We start from the raw sequence: 17,734 nt of genomic DNA, 5'->3' as shown, positions 1-17,734 counted from the left end.
AAATCAAGATGCCACTTAAAACCAACACAAAAAAGCAATCCCTGGGACTGCTCTTTGTTTTTTTAATGACTAGCGCCTTTTTGCCCATAGTAAGCGTTCGGTCCGTGTTTGCGGAGGTAGTGCTTGTCCATGAGGTATTTTGGTGCTTCTTTGACATCGGGTTTGATTTGCTCGGTGAAGCGCGCCATTTTGGCAACTTCTTCCAAGACAACGCTGTGGTAAACCGCAGCTTCTGGCGTCTTGCCCCAAGTAAAGGGACCGTGGTTGCGCACAGTGACACCTGGCACTGCCATTGGGTCAATCTGACGTTCGCGGAAGGTTTCAATAATCACGGTGCCTGTTTCTTTTTCGTAGGCCGTGTTGATTTCGCTTTCTGTCAATGAACGTGCCGCTGGAATGGGACCGTAGAAATAATCCGCATGCGTCGTTCCGTAAAATGGAATATCGCGCCCAGCCTGTGCCCAGCCAACCGCTTCCGTTGAGTGCGTGTGAACAACGCCACCGACTTTTGGGAAAGCCTTGTAGAGCTCCACGTGGGTAGCCAAGTCAGATGACGGATTGAGGTCGCCTTCAACGATATTGCCATCCAAGTCGGCCACAACCATATTTTCCGGACTGAGCTTATCGTAGTCCACACCGCTCGGTTTGATGACAATCAAGCCCGCTTCGCGGTCCACCGCAGAGACATTTCCCCAAGTAAACTTAACCAAGCCATGTTTTGGTAGGTCACAATTAGCCTTGTAAACGCGCTCTCTTAATTCTGGTAACAGCATTAGTTTAACCCCGCTTTCTCAATGAGTGGATAAAGGAAATCTTGGGCTTCTTTGATAGCCGCCTTGGTTTCCTCTACCGTTGGACAATTTTCAGACCACATTTCAATCAAAAATGGCCCTTGATAATTGGTTTCTTTTAAAATTCTGAAAGTATCTTCCCAGTTGACACAACCTTGACCAAAAGGCACATCGCGGAATTGCCCCTTGGACTGCTCGGTCACGGCATAGGTATCTTTCAAATGCAGGGCTGCAATGGCTTGATGGCCCAGCAGAAACTCGCTGTAAAGGTCATTGTGCCAAGCAGAGACATTGCCCGTATCTGGATAGACAAAGAGATAAGGCGAATTGATTTCTTTCGCGACAGCCAGATATTTCTCAATGCTGTTGATAAAAGGATCATCCATAATCTCAATCGCCAGCATGACCTGAGCCTGCTCCGCCCAATCACAAGCTTGACGGAGGTTTTTCAGGAAGCGAGCACGAGTTGCAGGAGATTTCTCCTCATAATAAACATCGTAGCCTGCTAGCTGAATGACCCGTACTCCCAAGTCCTGAGCCAACTCGATACATTGCTTCATGGTTTCCAGCGACTTGGCTTCGAGGGCTGGATCGTTTGATCCTAGTGGATAGCGGCGGTGCCCAGAAAAGCAGATAGTCGGAATGCGGACACCCGTTTCATAAACGGCCTTGACCACTTCAAAGCGTTCTTCCTTACTCCATTCCAAGCGCGCTAAGCGAGCATCGCTTTCATCCACCGACATTTCAACAAAGTCAAAGCCTAGTTCTTTGGCAAAAGCTAAACGCTCAGGCCAGGAAAAATGCTTGGGTGTCGCCTTTTCATAAATTCCAATTGGACGTGCCATGACTTACCCCCAAATTCGCTTGATTTCATCTTTAAAGGCCCGCGCAGCAGCAGCCGGATCTTCAGCCTCAGTAATACCGCGTCCAGCAATGAAGGTGAAGACATCAATTCCTTCAAAGAGTTTGAGCGTATCAATATTCAGACCGCCTGTCACTGATACACGGAAGCCCATTTCAATCAGCTTCTTGACCTTATTAAGATCCTTTTCTCCCCAAGTTTCCCCAGCTAAAAGAGCGTCACGGGATTGGTGGTAAATAGCCTGGGAAATACCTGCATCCAGCCAAGTCTGAGCTTGTTCATAGGTCCAGTCTCCGTAGAGTTCGACCTGAATTTCTCCACGTTGGCCGCGTTCTTCCTGAATAGCTTTCAAGGCCGCTTTCATGGTTGGAATAGTTGCTGAGCAGATACAGGTCATCCAGTCTGCACCACGTACGGCATTGTTTTTAGCTACGGTTCCACCGGCATCGGCACACTTGGTATCAGCCACGATGATTTTCTCTGGGAAAAGACTGCGGAGCACTTCAACAAGCTCGCTTCCCACCTGTAAGAGACAGACCGTTCCTGCCTCAATGACATCCACTTCATGGCCGACAGAAACAGCCGCCTTGATGGCTCCCTGCAAATCTGAATGGTCCAATGCTACCTGTAAATTTGGAATCTGTTTTGACATCTTTTTACCTCATTTCTTAGTTTCAGTTGCAATCAATTATCTCTAAGCATGCATTAGGAATCTAAATCCAGACCCTGCAAGTAAGGGCTGTCCTTGGATTCCTCTATCAGAGCCAGCACTTCTTCTTCTGATTGGCAAGCCTTGAGGCGCTCAATGGAATTTTCCAACTCAAACAGAGCAATAATCTGCGGAATGGCCACGCTGGTATGAATCTTGGAACTGGTAGCCGCCAAAGAAAGCAGAATACTAACCTCCTTGCCATCTGAAAAAGTGACTGGTTCTGTCAGTGTAATCAGGGAGAAGGCGTCGCGATTAACCCCTGCTTCTGGTCTGGCATGAGGCATAGCCATGCCTGGCATGAGAATGTAATAAGGTCCATATTCTTCTGTCGACTCGACGATGGCATCGTAGTACTGAGGCTGAACAGCTCCGCTCTCAATCAAGGGCTCTACTGATAGCTTGACTGCTTCCTGCCAAGTCTCGGCTGAAAGACCTAAACGAATGGATTTATTGTCTGTCAATGCTTGTTTTAAATTCATTTCTCTTCCTTTCATTAGATACAAGGGGCATCTTCAATACTTTCCAGAATTTTAGCCCCTGCGCAATCTCACAATAGACAATAATAGGAAGGTGGGGCAGCCTAACCACCCTACCCTAACTGAGAACCCATCTTCATAGATAGAAATTCTTACAATACCTGACTTAATTTTTCAGTGATTTCCTTATCATCCATCAGGTTGTCCAAGCCGATTAATTTTCCATTGGTTCGGCCTTCCAATTCATTGATTAAATGCAGAGAAGCAATGACAATATCGTAGCCCGACGCTAAGCTTTTAGCCTCTCCGACACTGCAAGAATTGACTGTGAAGTCTGTCTGTCCCAAATTACGAAGTGCATTTTCCACTTTCATTTTAATCACCATAGATGATCCCATGCCATTTCCGCATGCTGTTAATACTTTAACCATTTTAGTTTCCTCCGAAATCTTATTGTATAGTCATAAAAGTTTAGTCTTCTGCCTGTACCTGACCTTGATAGTAGGCTTCCTTATCCTTAGCCCTAGCGAATTGCAGCTGAGGAATGAGCAAGAAGAAGAAGCAAACCAGAGCATAGCCAATAATACCCAGATATTTGAAGATGTAGCCAAAACCTAACCACGGAATTTCAAAGTCGATATTACCGTGATATCCGCCATAAGAAGCCAAGCCCAGCAAAGCCACACAGAGAGCACCAAGGGCTACCTGCAGCACACCTGAAATAAATGATAGGACAAGAGCTGCTTTCCAGCCACCACGTTTATCAGCATAGACTGCAATCGCTGCATTGTCAAAGAAGACAGGAACGAAACCAGTGATAATCAGGATTGGATTTTTGAAAACAATCAACAGTACAATGGTAATCAGCTGACCAACCAAACCAAAGGCAAAGCCAGAGAGAACGGCATTTGGTGAGCCAAATCCATAAGACGCTGCCACATCCACCGCTGGGAAAGAACCTGGCAAGAGCTTGCTTGAAATACCTTGAAAGGCATTAGTCAGCTCAGATACGAACATGCGCACTCCTTGCATGAGGATGAAGAGATAGACAGAAAAGGTAAAGGCTGTCTGAATGATATACATATAGAAGTCTTGCTTAGCAGGGTCAAATGGTGTACCAGTCGTGATAACTTCTTTGTTGGCCATAACATCTGGTCCCAAGACTAAGAGGATAGCACCGAAGAAGACTAGCATCAAAGTTGCAGAAGCAACGACAGTATCATGGAAGATAGACAGGAACTTAGGCAGCTTCAGATTGTCCAGATTTTCTTCTTTTTTACCAAAGAAAGGCGCAACCTTATCAACGAACCAGATGGCAAATTGCTGCTGGTGACCGATGGCGAAACCACCACCTCCAGTCAAACGCTGAGTAGCTTCGACAGTCATATTGGAACTGACAGCCCAGTAGAGACCACAGATGAGGCCGATAGCCAAAGTTCCCCAGCTATTGCGCAGCTGCGGTACCAGCAAGAGCACCATCAGTGATACAGTAGCAGCCTGCTGAACCATGATGTGACCAGTGATGAAGAGAGTCCGAATCTTAGTGACCTTACGGAAAGCTACTAGTAGGATGTTGAAGCCAAACCCAATCAAGAGAGCTGTTGTAGCTGTTCCGACAAAGTTTGGGAATTCTTCCGCAATCTTTGTATTCGCCGCTGTCAATCCAAAGTAAGGATCAATGACTGCAGCCCCAATTTTGAACTTAAAGTTCAGGGCTGCCAGAATTGGTCGGAAAGTATTCACCAGACCGGCTGCTCCGGCATTAAGAATCAAATAGCCGACCGTTGCTTTAATGAAGCCAGCGAACACATCGTGGGCCGGTTTCTTGAGCAGTGCATAACCGATTAGCACCAAAAGGCCGACGAAGAAAGCTGGATTTTGCAGAATGTTCTGCGAGAACCAATTTAGAATATTAAGAAGGATATTCATGGTAACTCCCCTTTATTTTTTATTTTTCTTATTCTTATATATTTATTATAAATCTTGAAAACGGTAACAAAAAGACCAAGAATTACACAGGCGACTGTTCACTCTTGGACTGTCAAAAAAATCTGCCCCTAAGGACAGAAAAAAGTAAGAAAGTGAGCATCGCTGCTCCTAAGTCCGACTGCGCCTCTGGCTTGTCTCATTAAGTTTTTGAGGAACGTAGTTTTCGCTAACGTTCAAACTGCATCTTCGCCTCTAAGCCCTGCTCGGCTCTGCGAGCTGGTAATCGCTAAGAAATTAGCAGAACCTAGACTTCGCTTCCGCTCAGTCTGCATCTATGCCTCTAAATTCGACTGCGCCTCTGGCTTGTCTCATTAAGTTTTTGCGGAACGTAGTTTTCGCTTACGCTCAAACTGCATCAATGCCTCTAAGCTCTGCTTGACTCTGCGAGCCAGCAATCGCTAAGGGGCATAGAAAAACCCAGCTATCCAAATGGTTAGCTGGGTTAGGGTTGAGCTACATCATAGTTTTAGACTATCCTGCGGCCTTTTGATGAATGGTGATGCCGTATTTTTCATGGTTTTCTTCATACCAATTAATTAAGGCCATCGCAGTTTGATAAGTAATGTTCTTAATTTTGCTGGTCCCTTTAGTTAAGGTCAGGATACTCATCTTGCTGATGTTTGCATCCGTCGCAATTCGATAACTAGTTAAGGTTCCATTAACTAACAACTGAACAACAGCCTCGACTTTCCTATAGTCAGGCATAGTTGTAATATCCAACTTTTTCATAATTAAATCCTCTCCTAAAATTTAATTTACTAATCCATTATACACTTTTTTCTGACATTTACATATATAAAAACTTGAAAATGTACAAAAAAATTAGAACACAATCTATTGAAATGTCAACTTTTCCTGTTTTATAAACATTTATGTTTTATCTCCATTATCTAAAAAAAGTTAAAATGCTCAATTGTTATTCGCTGTCTTCCTCCAAATTATCTAAACATTTTTTAGAAGCCTAAATCATGCTAGTTCAGATTATGTGAGTGTCTTCCAACAGTTTTTTAAATTTTCTGAAAGCTGATGAAATACAGTATTGCGTTCCCGCATTTTACACTAGTCTGCTTTAGAGTTTTCAAGAAAAAACTTAAAAAATTTAGAGGAAAATAGCAATGTTAACCTTTCTAAAAAGTAAGCAGCTTCATGAAGCCAGTATGTTAGTCTATCAGAGAGAACGGCAGTATCTAGAAGAAAACAAAGAGCAGATGACAAGTTATAGTTCTTATGCCCTTGCAAGTATTTCCAAATTATGAAATGGAGCACCAAGCCAATAGAAAGGTTTTGATAGAAGACTTGTATAAGGCTTATCAGCTCTTTCTCTGCTGCAGGAGCCTGTTCAAATGACAAAATCCGCCTCGCTAGAACGAGACGGATGTAGCTGTGCATTAAGGTGACTGAGATTTAGACTTCTGCTCTAGCCTCTTGGCTGAGGGGCTGTCTTTTCTGACCAGATAAAGGCCCTCCTTGGAATTGGTCGGATCCTCCTTGAGCTTGAGCATGAGCAAATCCCCATTGTGGACATAGCTGTAAAGTTTAGACCCTAGCCGGATACTGCCGGCCTTGCGGTCAATGCTGCCCTTCTCTTCCAGCCCCTCTTTATAGAAGGTGACTTGCTGGTCTCTGAGATTCAGAATCGTTTCCTTGTCCAAGCCACTGAAGCCGTCTGCCCCATCCTCAATCTGGCGGTAATACACTCCGTCCAGACTGGCCTCATTCAGGCTGGCAAAGAGGAAGAGAGCTCCAAAAGCTAAAGCAAGGAGGACTAGGCCTGAGAAAATAATTGTCTTACGCTTCATCTGCCGCTCCTGCTCTTTCCGGGACGGTCAGCCTGGGATAGGGGATATCAGCTATCAGCTCGTCATAACGCTGGAGCAAATCCTGAAAAGTCACATCTACATAACCAACAAAGACCAGCCGCTCAATATCTTCTTTATTAAAAAAGATTAATTCTTTTCCCGTCAGACCGGAGGGCAGGATTACTGCTCCAAAGTCAAAGTAGCCGGTCTGTCCGTCAAGGGTCGTCACAGGAAACTGGCTGACAATCATCAGGGGTTGAGAACTGCCCTTAACCATGACTACACTTCCGATAGGTAATTGTTGCTTCATCAAAGTCTCCTTTCTCCTTAAGCCAGAGCAAGCGCTGGGAGGGCGACTACAGGAGCTACTGTCACTGCAACTACTACAGCTGCAACTTCCAGACCATTCACGGTTTGCGCCCCCGTTTCAACCGAATTCACCGTTTTATTTCCATTCGAGTCTTTACTGATATTCGAGTCGACGCCATAGACTCCAACCATACCATTCCAGATATCAGTAGATACTTTAAGACCGGCCCCAGTATCGTGCTGCTCTGTTCCAGCATGTAGAGAAAGATTAATCTCCGGCATAGGGAGCCAACCTGTGTCTGTATTTAAGCCAACACTGCCATTGACACCAATATGATAGCCACCGACACTGATTTGAGGACTGGCATTCAGCTTCCAGTCACTGGCATCTATATCAACAGAAGCCACACCCAAATCTACAGCTACTCCATTAAAAATACCATTATTTGTCTTGTACTTGAAAATACCAGGATCGTCTTCTTCCACAGTTGTCGAGTATTTGGCATAGGTACTATATAACCAGCCTGTACTCCAGTCAGTCTTTTTGGAGTGTTCCAGGGTATTGGTATGACCAAAAAGAAAGTCCCAAAAGCCCGATGAACCACCGCTACTACCAGCAGCCTGTTTGGCAGCAGGCATAGCTACTGTTTGGGCACCAGTTTGATTGCCTGCTTGCTTCATAAAGCCCAGCATAGCCCCAGCCCACAGCCCATTGAAAGCAGCCTGCGAGAGACTACCAGAAGCCTGATCTGCCTTGGCCTGGTCCAGTCGTGCCTTGAGGATGGGATCAGCCTGCTGGACCGCTTCTTCCAGATGGCTGCGGAGGGCCTGCGGAATGTTCCGGCTGGGATAGCGCTCTAGATAGGCCTGGACAGCCTGGATATCCTCCGGAGTCAGCTCTTCACCGCTGTCTAGCTTATCCATGACCTTTTGAAAGGCAGCTTCAACTGCTTTTTTGCTCTCCCAAGCTGTTTCAACAGTCTGGGTCCAGGTCATCCTGTCCGGACTAGGCAGGACAAAGCTGCCGTTAAAGTTTGCAAAGCCTTCTGTCATCAGGCTCAGAGCTTGGTCCAAAGCAGCAGCCAGCCCCGGCAGATTGTCGAAAATGGTGGCCGACGATGAATAAAAGGCCAGCAGTTTATTTAGCTTGTCCTGCAATTCATGACGTTTGTCCTGAGCTGCTGTAATGGCATTCTGGATGCTGCTTTTGGTAGAATCAGCTACATCCTTCTGTTTATTGGCCTCGGTCAGAGCCTGATTTTGGCTGTCAATGGTCTGATCATAAGAAGCAATTTGACTCTCCAGGACATCCTGATCCAAACTCTCTTCTGCCACCTCACTGACATAACGGCTGGGCAGATCGCTGCCAGCCTTAACCAACTCTTCTTCAAAGAGAATCGCTGCCTTAAAGAGGGGAAGAAACATCCCCTGACAGTAGGTTTTAGCACTGTCATATGCTGTTCCGGTCAGCCCGCTTTCCCCTACAAAATTTTCCATGGCCTGCATGGCAGATTCATAAGCCGCGATCCTCACCTGGCCGGCAGTAGCCATTGACCCTGCCTGCTGGTTGGAAGCAGGGAGTTCCATCTTAGCGCCCATATCCAGCCTCCTTTTCTTCTGCTTCTAGGGCTTGTCTATACTGCCCCTGGATGGTCTCAATTTGACGGTCTAGCTTTTTTCTTTCCTTATCCAGCCGATCCTGACCATCCTGGATATCCAAATCCAGCAGTCGGTGACTGTGCTCAACCAAACCCATAATATCATAAAAATCCTGACTGTCCTTGGCCGTTAAGGGCAAATAATTCAGCTCTCTTAAAGCCGAAAGTCCCCGGTCATAGAGATAGTCCATATCCTCTTCAAAACGGTCTAGACGACGCTTTTGCTCCTCAGCCTTATCCAGCTTTTCAAAAGCCCGCAGGCGTTCGGCAGCCAGAGTTTGGGAATTCTTCATACTACTTCCCCCTTATCCCTCAATATCCGCAGCCATTCCTTGATCGGTCGCCTGAAATTCCTCTGCTACGCTTTGCAGGAGCTGACTGAAGCTTGTAATCTTACCGGCGATATCAGCTGACGCTGTTCTGGAATGATCAATTTCCTCACTGGCCCGACTGTTTCCTTCCAAACGACTGATAGCATCCTTGTCAGCCTGAGATGCTGCACCTATCTGACTGGAAGCGACTGAAAAGCTATTAGCATGGCTAGCTGCTAGCCCATTATCACTTTTAATATCTGACATTGCTTGCTCCTCTGTTTTTGCTTTTATTTTATGACATTTATATTATAAGTTCAAGTCTCCGCCTGCTTTTTAACCAAAAAGAAACAAGACTGATAAATAATTCCAATCTTGTTAATTGCTAAACCTACTTAAGCTAGTGCTTTTAAAGTCTCTGATTTCCGCTACCGAATAATCAGAAACTCATCCTCCAGATCGCCTTCCAAATCTTTGACAGCCAGATGATTCAAGCGAGAGCCGGCAACATTATCAGGAATCTGCTCTCTGTTACTCTGTTAGCTCGCCTTTCCATACTCCTGTTTTTTTCCCCATTTCCGTATAGCTAGGCCGATGAGTAGATAAAGAATAGTCGGAATCATCCCCACTGATAGCGAGAAGAGGAAAGCTTGATTTTTTTCTACCGAGACAAAGCCTAGTAATCGTAAAGGATTTATAACCGCATCTTCCATAGTATGCATAATTAACAGCGGCCAGACAGACTTAGTAAGTCTAAAAATCTCTGTGTACATGACCGTCCAGCATACAACAATTATCATCCCGCCCGATAAGGAAGAATGTAAGACTTCCAACCGGCAAGGTATTTTGGATTTCTCTCTCAGACAGAAGCTTCATAATGTAAGGCAGATGCCAAATCCACCAGATAAAGCCAACAAGTAGATATAGTTTTAAATCGGATAATTTTTATTTGATTAATTGATTAGTAAGATTTGCCCTCCAAACAGATTCTTCAAAAATATTTTTTATGAATTGAGTCCCTATCTGTGTGAGCAAGATTCCAAGATAGACCGTGAACTCAACCTTCACATCTGTCACTCTGATACCTTGTGTCATCAGTCCCAAGAGTATCACTATCATCGTAACAAGAGGGTAGACTAAAAAACTAACAAGCTATAATTTTTTTGTTATTTTTAAAATTAATGGAAAAACCAGCCTCTTTCCAGCCGTCTCCGCCAAAGCTTCGAAGAAAGATGGTACAGATTAACGGAGCTACCAGCCAAATCAGCATCCCTAAAAAAACCACTTCCTATCTCTGTTCCGATATTTTCGTAATGAGCTTGGCCGGTTACTTTATCAACAACATAACCAATCCAACCACATAGGGTGCTGAAGAATGCAAAGATAATGACATTGCGCTTAATTGTAGTTATGGACTATTTCATAGCAGTCTGCTTTCGTCAAAAATTATTCATCTCTCTTGTTTTAAATCCTTCTGCATAAAGCTGATCCCCCTGATAGGCTAATATACTGGCTTTATAAAGTTGCTTGCTTTTAGGTTCTGTTAAGGAGAGTCAAGTTGATATTTTGGAATAAACGCTAATTTATTTCCAGAAAGGAGAGTTATTTGAAATTCATACTCAGCAAAAAAGACCTGCCTTCATCTAAGAAGGAGGTCTTTGCAAAGTTAGTTGACTTAGTAAGCTTTATTGTGCTTGCTTGTCTTCTTCAGATGCAGCAGCACCCTTTTCGCGGATAACCAAGACGCCATCTTCTAAATCGGCCGTCAAGTGCTTAGCATCTAGATTATCCAAGTGGAAGTCAGTCACCTTGTCACGGATTTGCTGCTCGATGACACGGCGGAGCGGACGAACACCCATGACTTGGTCATAACCAGCATCGCGCAGGAATTCCTTAGCTGCATCAGATACAGCCAGATCAATTTCTTTCTTGCTCAAGGTTTGATTTACTTCGATCAGCATGAGATTAACAATCTCCATCAAATCTTCTTTCTTGAGATGAGAGAACTCAATAACCGCATTGAAACGATTGAGGAATTCAGGACGGAAATAAGCTTTGAGTCGGTCCATCAAATCAGGCTTTTCAGCATCCTCTTCCAAGCCTGCTTCGTAGCCAAAGCCAGCATTGGAAGTCGCAATGATAACCGTATTCTTGAAGTTGACTGTATTCCCTTGACCATCTGTCAAACGACCGTCATCCAGAACTTGAAGGAGAAGGGTAATCACTTGTGGATCCGCCTTTTCAATCTCATCCAAGAGAATGATAGAGTAAGGATTGCGGCGCACACGCTCGGTTAAGGTGTTGTTGTTGTCATCATAGCCAACATAGCCGGCAGTAGTACCAATCAGCTTGGAAACAGCAGTCCGGTCGGAGTATTCTGACATATCCAGACGGATGATGGCTTCCTTGGTACCAAACATATCCAAAGCCAGTTGCTTAGCCAGCTCAGTCTTTCCGACACCTGTCGGACCAACGAAGAGGAAGCTGCCGATCGGACGGTTGCCTTCATCAAAGCCTGCACGATTACGGCGGATAGCCCTAGCCACAGCTTCTACAGCCTTGTCTTGGCCGATAACCTTGGCTTTGAGACGGTCATTCATGCCCTTGAGGCGCTCAATGTCGCTGGCACCCATCTGAGATACTGGTACACCCGTCATCCGTTCAACAGACTCTGCTACGTCGTTGACTGTAGCTGTCACCTTCATATCCTCAGTGTGATTTTGAATTTTCTTTTCTAGCTCTTCAATGCGAGTCTTAGCATTCAGAGCTGCTTCATAATCTTCTTTCTCAACAGCCGCTTCCTGCTTGTCTTTCTGTTCAGCAATCTCATTTTCAACCGCATGAACATCAGTCACTGGATGCTGGGCTGCCAAGTGGGCAGCAGTCACGTCGACCAGGTCAATCGCCTTGTCTGGCAGGCTTCGTTGTGGAATATACTGAACAGAGTAATCCACAGCCGCTTTCAGCACTTCATCTGGCAGGATGACATTGTGGTGCTTTTCGTACAAGTCCCGAATGCCTCGAAGGATCTGATAGGTATCTTCGGCCGACGGTGCATTGACCTTGACTTCATTGAAACGACGAGCCAAAGCTGCATTTTTAAGGATAGTATTACGGTACTCGTCCTGAGTAGTAGCCCCGATAACTGTCAACTCACCACGAGAAAGTGCTGGTTTAAGAATATCCGCCATGCCCTTAGATCCACTATCTCCACCGATAGATCCTGCTCCTAGGATTTGATGGATTTCATCAAAGAAGAGGATAATGTTACCGGCTTCCTTGACTTCATTGACTAAGTTTTGGATATTTTCTTCAAAGCTACCACGATATTGGGTTCCAGCTTCCAGACCGGAAATATCAACAGAAATAATTTCCTTATTCTTGATAGCCGCTGGCACATCACCGTTGACGATAGCCTGAGCCAATCCTTCTACGACAGCTGTCTTACCAACTCCGGCGTCTCCGACCAATACAGGATTGTTCTTGGTTCGACGAGAAAGGATTTCTGCAGTTTCTTGGATTTCCTTATTGCGCCCAATGACTGGATCTAACTTGCCATCACGCGCTTCCTGAGTCAGATTGCGACCCAGCTTAGCTAGGATACCATCTTGCTTAGGTCCATGAGCAGCAGTTTGGCCAGTCTGCTCACCTGTTCCTTGACCAGGGAGCTTGCCAGTAGCCCGGTACTGAGCAAACTCTTCCGGTGTGACCTCTCTACCATTAATCAAGTAGCGCCGGTGTTCGCTGTTGTAGCCACCCATGCGTCCCATAAGTTGGTTGAAAAGGTCATCCATATTGTTAAAATTGTTGTAGTTGTTGTTCATAGCATTACCTCACTTTTTTTCATATTTTGCTTTACATAATTTTTTGTTTTCCAAAATTTCAGATAAGAAATCTTTTCCTTATCTACTATAAATTTTCATTTGGGAGATCTTCTCCAATCTATTATTTTACATAACTTATTTCATTTCCAAAAATCAAGACTGAGTCAGTCTCTACTTTTATAAGTGAATCAAATCTCTTTCATACGAAGATAATTTTACATAACTTTTAATCCTCCCAAAAATAATTGCCTTCCGGCTGTATTCATATCTTCTGATTAAATTTACGTAAACTTTTTGTTTACAGTTGTAATTCTATCACGATAAAATCTATTTGTCAATAGATTTTACATAATTTTTTAAAATAAATTTACAAATGTAATCAAAATTATCATTAAGGTTCTTTTCATTCCTATAAAGACGCTTTTTTATAATAAAAATCTGGACAGAATCCAGATTTTTAAATCATATATTCTACACTATAACTAGCATCTGACAAAATGCGGGACAGAAATTGTTTGGTCCGCTCTTCCTTCGGGCTAGAGAAAAATTCCTGAGGAGGATTTTCTTCGATGATGTGACCGCCGTCCATAAAGATGACATGGTTGGCCACATCACGGGCAAAGCTCATCTCGTGGGTCACAACGACCATGGTCACCCCCTCCTGAGCCAGCTGTTTCATGACACTAAGGACTTCACCGACCAATTCCGGATCTAGTGCCGAAGTTGGTTCATCCAGCAGGATAACGTCTGGCTTGACAGCAATGGCACGGGCAATTCCAATCCGCTGCTGCTGGCCGCCTGATAGCTGCGAAGGATAATAGTCCTTGTAGGCCAAGAGGCCCACGCGCTTCAAGGACTCTTCCGCAATCTCAAGCGCTTCTTCCCTCGGTATCTTACGAGCGATCACTAAGCCCTCTAAGATATTTTCAAGGGCTGTTTTATTGGCAAAGAGATTATAATGCTGAAAGACAAAGGCTGTCTTTCTACGAATTTCCAAAATCTCCTTTTTGCTGAGTTTAGCTAAATCATAGTCCTTACCAGACAAAGTCAGCTGGCCGCTATCCGCTTTTTCTAAGTGATTCAGACAGCGTAGAAATGTTGTTTTCCCAGAGCCTGAGGGGCCCAGAATAACCACAACATCGCCTTGATTGACCTTAAGACTGACATCTGCCAGCACCTGGTGCTCTCCAAATCGTTTGGAGATATGCTTTACTTCTAACATAATCTTTCCTTCCTAAGCAAGAGCGTAGCGCTTTTCCAAGCCCCTAAAAATCCACTGAATCAAGCCACAAATAATGAGATAAATAACAAAAATCACCAGGTAAGACTCTGAATACTGGTAAGAATGGGAGGCTTCTATCTTAGCCAGGGCTGTGATATCTTTGACTGTCATGACAAATACCAGTGAGGTGCCCTTGACTAGATTGATAACTAGATTGGCCAGATTGGGCAAGGCAGAGCGCAGAGCCTGAGGAAAAACTATTCTCCGATAGGCTTGAAAATTCGTTAAACCAATCGCCTGCGCCGCTTCCAACTGCCCTTTATCCACTGTCAAAATAGCAGAGCGCAGAATTTCCGATAAACTGCCTGTCGTCATCAGGCTATAAATGATGAAAGCATAGTAAAGCGGATTGAACTTAAAGACGTCTACCTGACTGCCCAGACTTTTAAAAATTTGATTCAGTAAGCTAGGAAAAAGACTATAGAAAAAGAGAATGAGCAAAATGGGAGGCGTCGCCCGAATAAAGGCCAGATAAACCACTGAAAAGGTCCGAACACCCCGAACTTTATAAATCTGTCCCAGAGCTAGAAGCAGAGCCGGAATAAAGCTGAGCAGAATAGCCACCACCATAATGATCAGGGTTACCGGTATGCCTTTCAACGTTACCAGAAAGGTATTTACAATATAATTCAAATCCATGCTTTACCTCTCCTTAACTGTCAGACTTTTTTCCAGAAGCTGGGAAGCCAGCGAAACCACTAGAGCAATTCCCCAGTAAATCAAGGCCACCGCTGTATAGGTTTCGAGGGAATAATTGCCCAGATTCCGACTGATGAGATTTTGTCCTGCTCCCATGACATCCACTGCCCCAATCGTATAAGCCAGCGCAGCATCCCGCATGAGATTAAGAAGGGCAGTAGTCAGATTGGGCAGGGCGATGCGAAAAGCCTGTGGCAGGACAATACGCAGAAAAGACTGCGCCGGTGTCAAGCCAATACTGAGACCAGCCTCGGTCTGTCCCTTGGGAACAGCAAGATAGGCTGCCTTGAAGACTTCCGCAATCATAGCCGCAAAGAGCAGAATCATGGTGATGATGACAAAAACAGTCCGCGACCAATTATTGATATCCAGCCCCAGCCACCATTCTAAAAACTCTGGAATGCCATAAAAAACCAAAAATAGCAAGACGATAGGCGGTGTGCATCTAAGAATAAATATATATCCTCTAGCCAGACCAGCGAAAGACTGCTCCTCAGAAATCTGAGCCCAAGCCAACAGACCACCCAGCAAGGAGCCAATCAAAGCTGTCACAAACATAATCCATAAAGTGGTCGGCAGAGCCTGCAGCAGACTAGGCAGCAGGCCAAAGACACGGGACAAGTCATACGAGACCATAATTTTCTTCTCCTTCGACAATGATTAGATAGAATAAGCTTCTCTTGGACGGACACTTTCAGATTGGAGCAGCCTTGCTCTCTCTTTGAAAATTCCTTCAAACAGCAGCAAGGTCAGCTTAGAAGCCACCAACTCCGTATTCAGCTAGCTTTTCAGTCCGCCTTTGATTTTCCATGATCAGCAGAGAGCAGCAACTAATCCTTGTCCACATAAGAGAAGACATCTTCTCCGAAATACTTTTCAGATAGTTTAGCCAAGGTTCCGTCTTTTTCCAGTTCCTTAATTGCCTTCTCGTATGCCTTGGCAAATTCTTCATTTTTTTCGTTTTTATGAAGCAGGGGATAGGTCGGAATCCCCTTGTATGGGAACCAAGTCAGTTGATCCGCATACTGATGGTAAGAACCTTCTTTATCTGTCACAGCTTTTTCAAAAGACAGCTTGATGTCAAAGAAAGCATCGTAGCGCCCTTCCAGAACCCAAGCATAAGCGTCAGCTACCTTGAAGGACTCTGCTGCAGTCAAATCAATAGGAGCACCGCTATGCTTCTGGTTATACTCTTCGATAACGGCCCATTGAGCATTCTGCGGAGAGATTGGTACCAGCTTACCCTTTTCCTTGGCAAAATCATCAATTGTCTTGTATTTTTCAGCGTCTTCCTTGCGGATAGTGAAACCTATAATGCTAGCGCCGATTGGGCTTTTTGGAATGATGAACTTCTTCGCCCGCTCTTCGGTGTACCATGCTCCCTTGGTTCCGATATCATATTTTCCAGATTCCAGACCGACTAAGAGATCCTCATCACTGGTACCGGTATATTCAAACTGATAGTCTGGCAGCTTTTCATCAATAGCCTTGAGAACAGCAACCTCATAGCCATCTGATTCTCCCTTTTCATCCACAAAGTCATAGGGAACATAGTTCTGTGTATGTGCCACTTTCAAAGTCGTGACCTTGCCGCTGCCTGATGCAGAGCTGCTCGTCTTGCTAGATGAAGCACCTGTCAAAGTCCGGCCCAAGTAAGTCGCAGCTACAATAGCAATCACTGCTGCTCCACCAATAATCCATTTTTTCTTGCTCATTCTTTCGTCTCCTTCTTATGTTAAGCTTGCTGCTTGGCGAACCCACTGAATCCGCTCTGCTTCAATATCGCTTGGAATAGTACAGTCAGCCCCGATAATCAAAGCTTCCTTGCCAGCTCCTGCTATCAGCCGCTTGGTCTCATCTTGAATAGCCGCTTGACTGCCCGTGTAGAGCAGGCCGTCCTTGCCATTTTCAAAGCCACCGAGGACAGTCCGACCGCCAAATAATTTTCGTCCCTCCGCTAGGCTGATACCTTCTGGCCCCACTGCCCAGTTGATGACCTGAGCTGGATAATCTGTGAAAAGATGAACATCATTTCGCGCGCCTTCGTAACCGCAAATGTGCAGGATATTCACTCCGCCAGCGGCATTGGCTGCTTCCAGCACCGCCAATTCACTAGGAGCAATAAAAGCCTTATAGTCTTCAGCTGATACCCGTGCATCCTGAATGCTCTGAACGCTGAGGTAGATTCCATCCGCACCAGCTTCCTTGATAATCCGCTCCGTCAAAGCTGCAATATCTTTAGCAATCACATCCAGCACCCGCTTCGTGAGCACCGCATCCTCCGCCAGGAAATCTGCAATGATATCATCTCCACCAGCAACCTTACCGACCAACCATTTGAAGTAGGTCACTGGCGCAAAAATATTGTAAATAGCGACCAAGTCTTCTGTAAAGCCAGCCCTAATCTTCTGAACCAGCTCCACCTGCTCACTAATCCAAGGATGGTCAGCACCTAGCGGCTCAATATCTTCCAAGTCTTTGATAGATTGGACTTTTTTCAAACGATAATTAGGATAAGCAAAATAACCATCACTCATCAGCTTGATAAAGTCTGGCTCGACTTCTGCCAGAAAAGCTTGATGACCAGCCAGATTTTTATCAATAATGGCCTGATTTCCAAAACCAGCCAGCCACTCCTCTTCGCTGGTAAAATGATGCCAGAAACCAACTGGCACTCGATCAACAGGCTCTCCTCTGAAAGCCTTCAGTACTAATTCTCTTTTTGAAGTCATCTTCTCTCCTTTTTTATTATCCTTATCTAGCTAATGGGTTGTTTTTTTAGCTTGCTCATTGAGCTAAGTCAACCTTTTAGTAAAATTCTAATCCGACAAGAGCAGGGCAGCGATATCATTTGGCTGCATCAATCCAGTTGACTGCTCAGGCAGTTTCTTGAGCACCTGCAAATCATCTTCTTTTTTGTCTGAAGACTGGTGAGCATAAATCTGACTGATGCTCAGAAAGGTGCCTATTATCAAGAATATCAGAGCAAGAGCTGCAAGCCTTTTTTGATAAAGATTCATCT

At 44.8% G+C, this 17,734-nt stretch carries 19 protein-coding genes; all 19 read right to left on the bottom strand.

All coding sequences use genetic code 11. From position 1 onward, the window contains the following. Positions 1 to 62 precede the first annotated feature (62 nt). Complete coding sequence (locus J1C86_RS01460) at positions 63 to 773, bottom strand: L-ribulose-5-phosphate 4-epimerase (protein ID WP_125407580.1); 711 nt, start codon at positions 771 to 773, stop codon at positions 63 to 65. Next, entirely contained in the window at positions 773 to 1,636 is an 864-nt protein-coding gene (locus J1C86_RS01455; RefSeq protein WP_125407577.1) for an L-ribulose-5-phosphate 3-epimerase, read from the bottom strand. The genes J1C86_RS01460 and J1C86_RS01455 overlap by 1 nt, the downstream gene beginning before the upstream one ends. 3 nt (positions 1,637 to 1,639) lie before the next feature. Continuing rightward, the gene (locus tag J1C86_RS01450) at positions 1,640 to 2,305 is read right to left on the bottom strand and encodes a 3-keto-L-gulonate-6-phosphate decarboxylase UlaD (protein WP_125407574.1); all 666 of its coding nucleotides are present in this window, start codon (positions 2,303 to 2,305) and stop codon (positions 1,640 to 1,642) included. 53 nt (positions 2,306 to 2,358) lie between these two features. Then, entirely contained in the window at positions 2,359 to 2,844 is a 486-nt protein-coding gene (locus J1C86_RS01445; protein WP_032907732.1) for a PTS sugar transporter subunit IIA, read from the bottom strand. A 149-nt stretch (positions 2,845 to 2,993) separates the two neighbouring features. Continuing rightward, entirely contained in the window at positions 2,994 to 3,272 is a 279-nt protein-coding gene (locus J1C86_RS01440; protein ID WP_002899074.1) for a PTS sugar transporter subunit IIB, read from the bottom strand. 40 nt (positions 3,273 to 3,312) lie between these two features. Beyond that, positions 3,313 to 4,770: a PTS ascorbate transporter subunit IIC gene (locus J1C86_RS01435; protein WP_002899076.1), complete on the bottom strand. Its 1,458-nt coding sequence runs from the start codon at positions 4,768 to 4,770 to the stop codon at positions 3,313 to 3,315. A gap of 531 nt (positions 4,771 to 5,301) precedes the next feature. Then, a complete protein-coding gene (locus J1C86_RS01430) occupies positions 5,302 to 5,559 on the bottom strand; it encodes a hypothetical protein (RefSeq protein WP_002893837.1) in 258 nt (85 codons plus the stop codon). 659 nt (positions 5,560 to 6,218) lie between these two features. Next, the gene (locus J1C86_RS01425; protein ID WP_125407571.1) at positions 6,219 to 6,629 is read right to left on the bottom strand and encodes a hypothetical protein; all 411 of its coding nucleotides are present in this window, start codon (positions 6,627 to 6,629) and stop codon (positions 6,219 to 6,221) included. Beyond that, a complete protein-coding gene (locus J1C86_RS01420; RefSeq protein ID WP_002902215.1) occupies positions 6,619 to 6,939 on the bottom strand; it encodes a DUF4176 domain-containing protein in 321 nt (106 codons plus the stop codon). Before J1C86_RS01420 ends, J1C86_RS01425 begins: the two co-directional genes overlap by 11 nt. 17 nt (positions 6,940 to 6,956) lie before the next feature. Continuing rightward, complete coding sequence (locus tag J1C86_RS01415) at positions 6,957 to 8,537, bottom strand: virulence protein (RefSeq protein ID WP_125407569.1); 1,581 nt, start codon at positions 8,535 to 8,537, stop codon at positions 6,957 to 6,959. Then, positions 8,527 to 8,889, bottom strand: a complete 363-nt coding sequence (locus J1C86_RS01410) for an energy transducer TonB (RefSeq protein WP_125407566.1) — start codon at positions 8,887 to 8,889, stop codon at positions 8,527 to 8,529. Before J1C86_RS01410 ends, J1C86_RS01415 begins: the two co-directional genes overlap by 11 nt. Positions 8,890 to 8,901: 12 nt before the next feature. Continuing rightward, positions 8,902 to 9,174, bottom strand: coding sequence for a TIGR04197 family type VII secretion effector (locus J1C86_RS01405; protein ID WP_125407563.1), 273 nt, complete (start codon positions 9,172 to 9,174; stop codon positions 8,902 to 8,904). Between the two features lie 1,418 nt (positions 9,175 to 10,592). Further along, complete coding sequence (locus tag J1C86_RS01400; protein ID WP_125409479.1) at positions 10,593 to 12,731, bottom strand: ATP-dependent Clp protease ATP-binding subunit; 2,139 nt, start codon at positions 12,729 to 12,731, stop codon at positions 10,593 to 10,595. 457 nt (positions 12,732 to 13,188) lie between these two features. Continuing rightward, complete coding sequence (locus J1C86_RS01395; protein WP_002907940.1) at positions 13,189 to 13,953, bottom strand: amino acid ABC transporter ATP-binding protein; 765 nt, start codon at positions 13,951 to 13,953, stop codon at positions 13,189 to 13,191. Positions 13,954 to 13,965: 12 nt separating this feature from the next. Beyond that, positions 13,966 to 14,652, bottom strand: coding sequence for an amino acid ABC transporter permease (locus J1C86_RS01390; RefSeq protein ID WP_002893845.1), 687 nt, complete (start codon positions 14,650 to 14,652; stop codon positions 13,966 to 13,968). A gap of 3 nt (positions 14,653 to 14,655) precedes the next feature. Next, a complete protein-coding gene (locus J1C86_RS01385; RefSeq protein WP_125409006.1) occupies positions 14,656 to 15,348 on the bottom strand; it encodes an amino acid ABC transporter permease in 693 nt (230 codons plus the stop codon). A 194-nt stretch (positions 15,349 to 15,542) separates the two neighbouring features. Further along, positions 15,543 to 16,427: a transporter substrate-binding domain-containing protein gene (locus tag J1C86_RS01380; protein ID WP_002899086.1), complete on the bottom strand. Its 885-nt coding sequence runs from the start codon at positions 16,425 to 16,427 to the stop codon at positions 15,543 to 15,545. Between the two features lie 15 nt (positions 16,428 to 16,442). Then, positions 16,443 to 17,444, bottom strand: a complete 1,002-nt coding sequence (locus tag J1C86_RS01375; RefSeq protein ID WP_125409004.1) for a uroporphyrinogen decarboxylase family protein — start codon at positions 17,442 to 17,444, stop codon at positions 16,443 to 16,445. 87 nt (positions 17,445 to 17,531) lie between these two features. After that, entirely contained in the window at positions 17,532 to 17,732 is a 201-nt protein-coding gene (locus J1C86_RS01370) for a hypothetical protein (RefSeq protein WP_125409002.1), read from the bottom strand. Positions 17,733 to 17,734 lie beyond the last annotated feature (2 nt).

The organism is Streptococcus sanguinis (genome assembly GCF_050220005.1).
Taxonomy (GTDB): Bacteria; Bacillota; Bacilli; order Lactobacillales; family Streptococcaceae; genus Streptococcus; species Streptococcus sanguinis_Z.
Note: the sequence above shows the minus strand (reverse complement) of the source record. Positions and strands in the feature narration are given on the sequence as shown.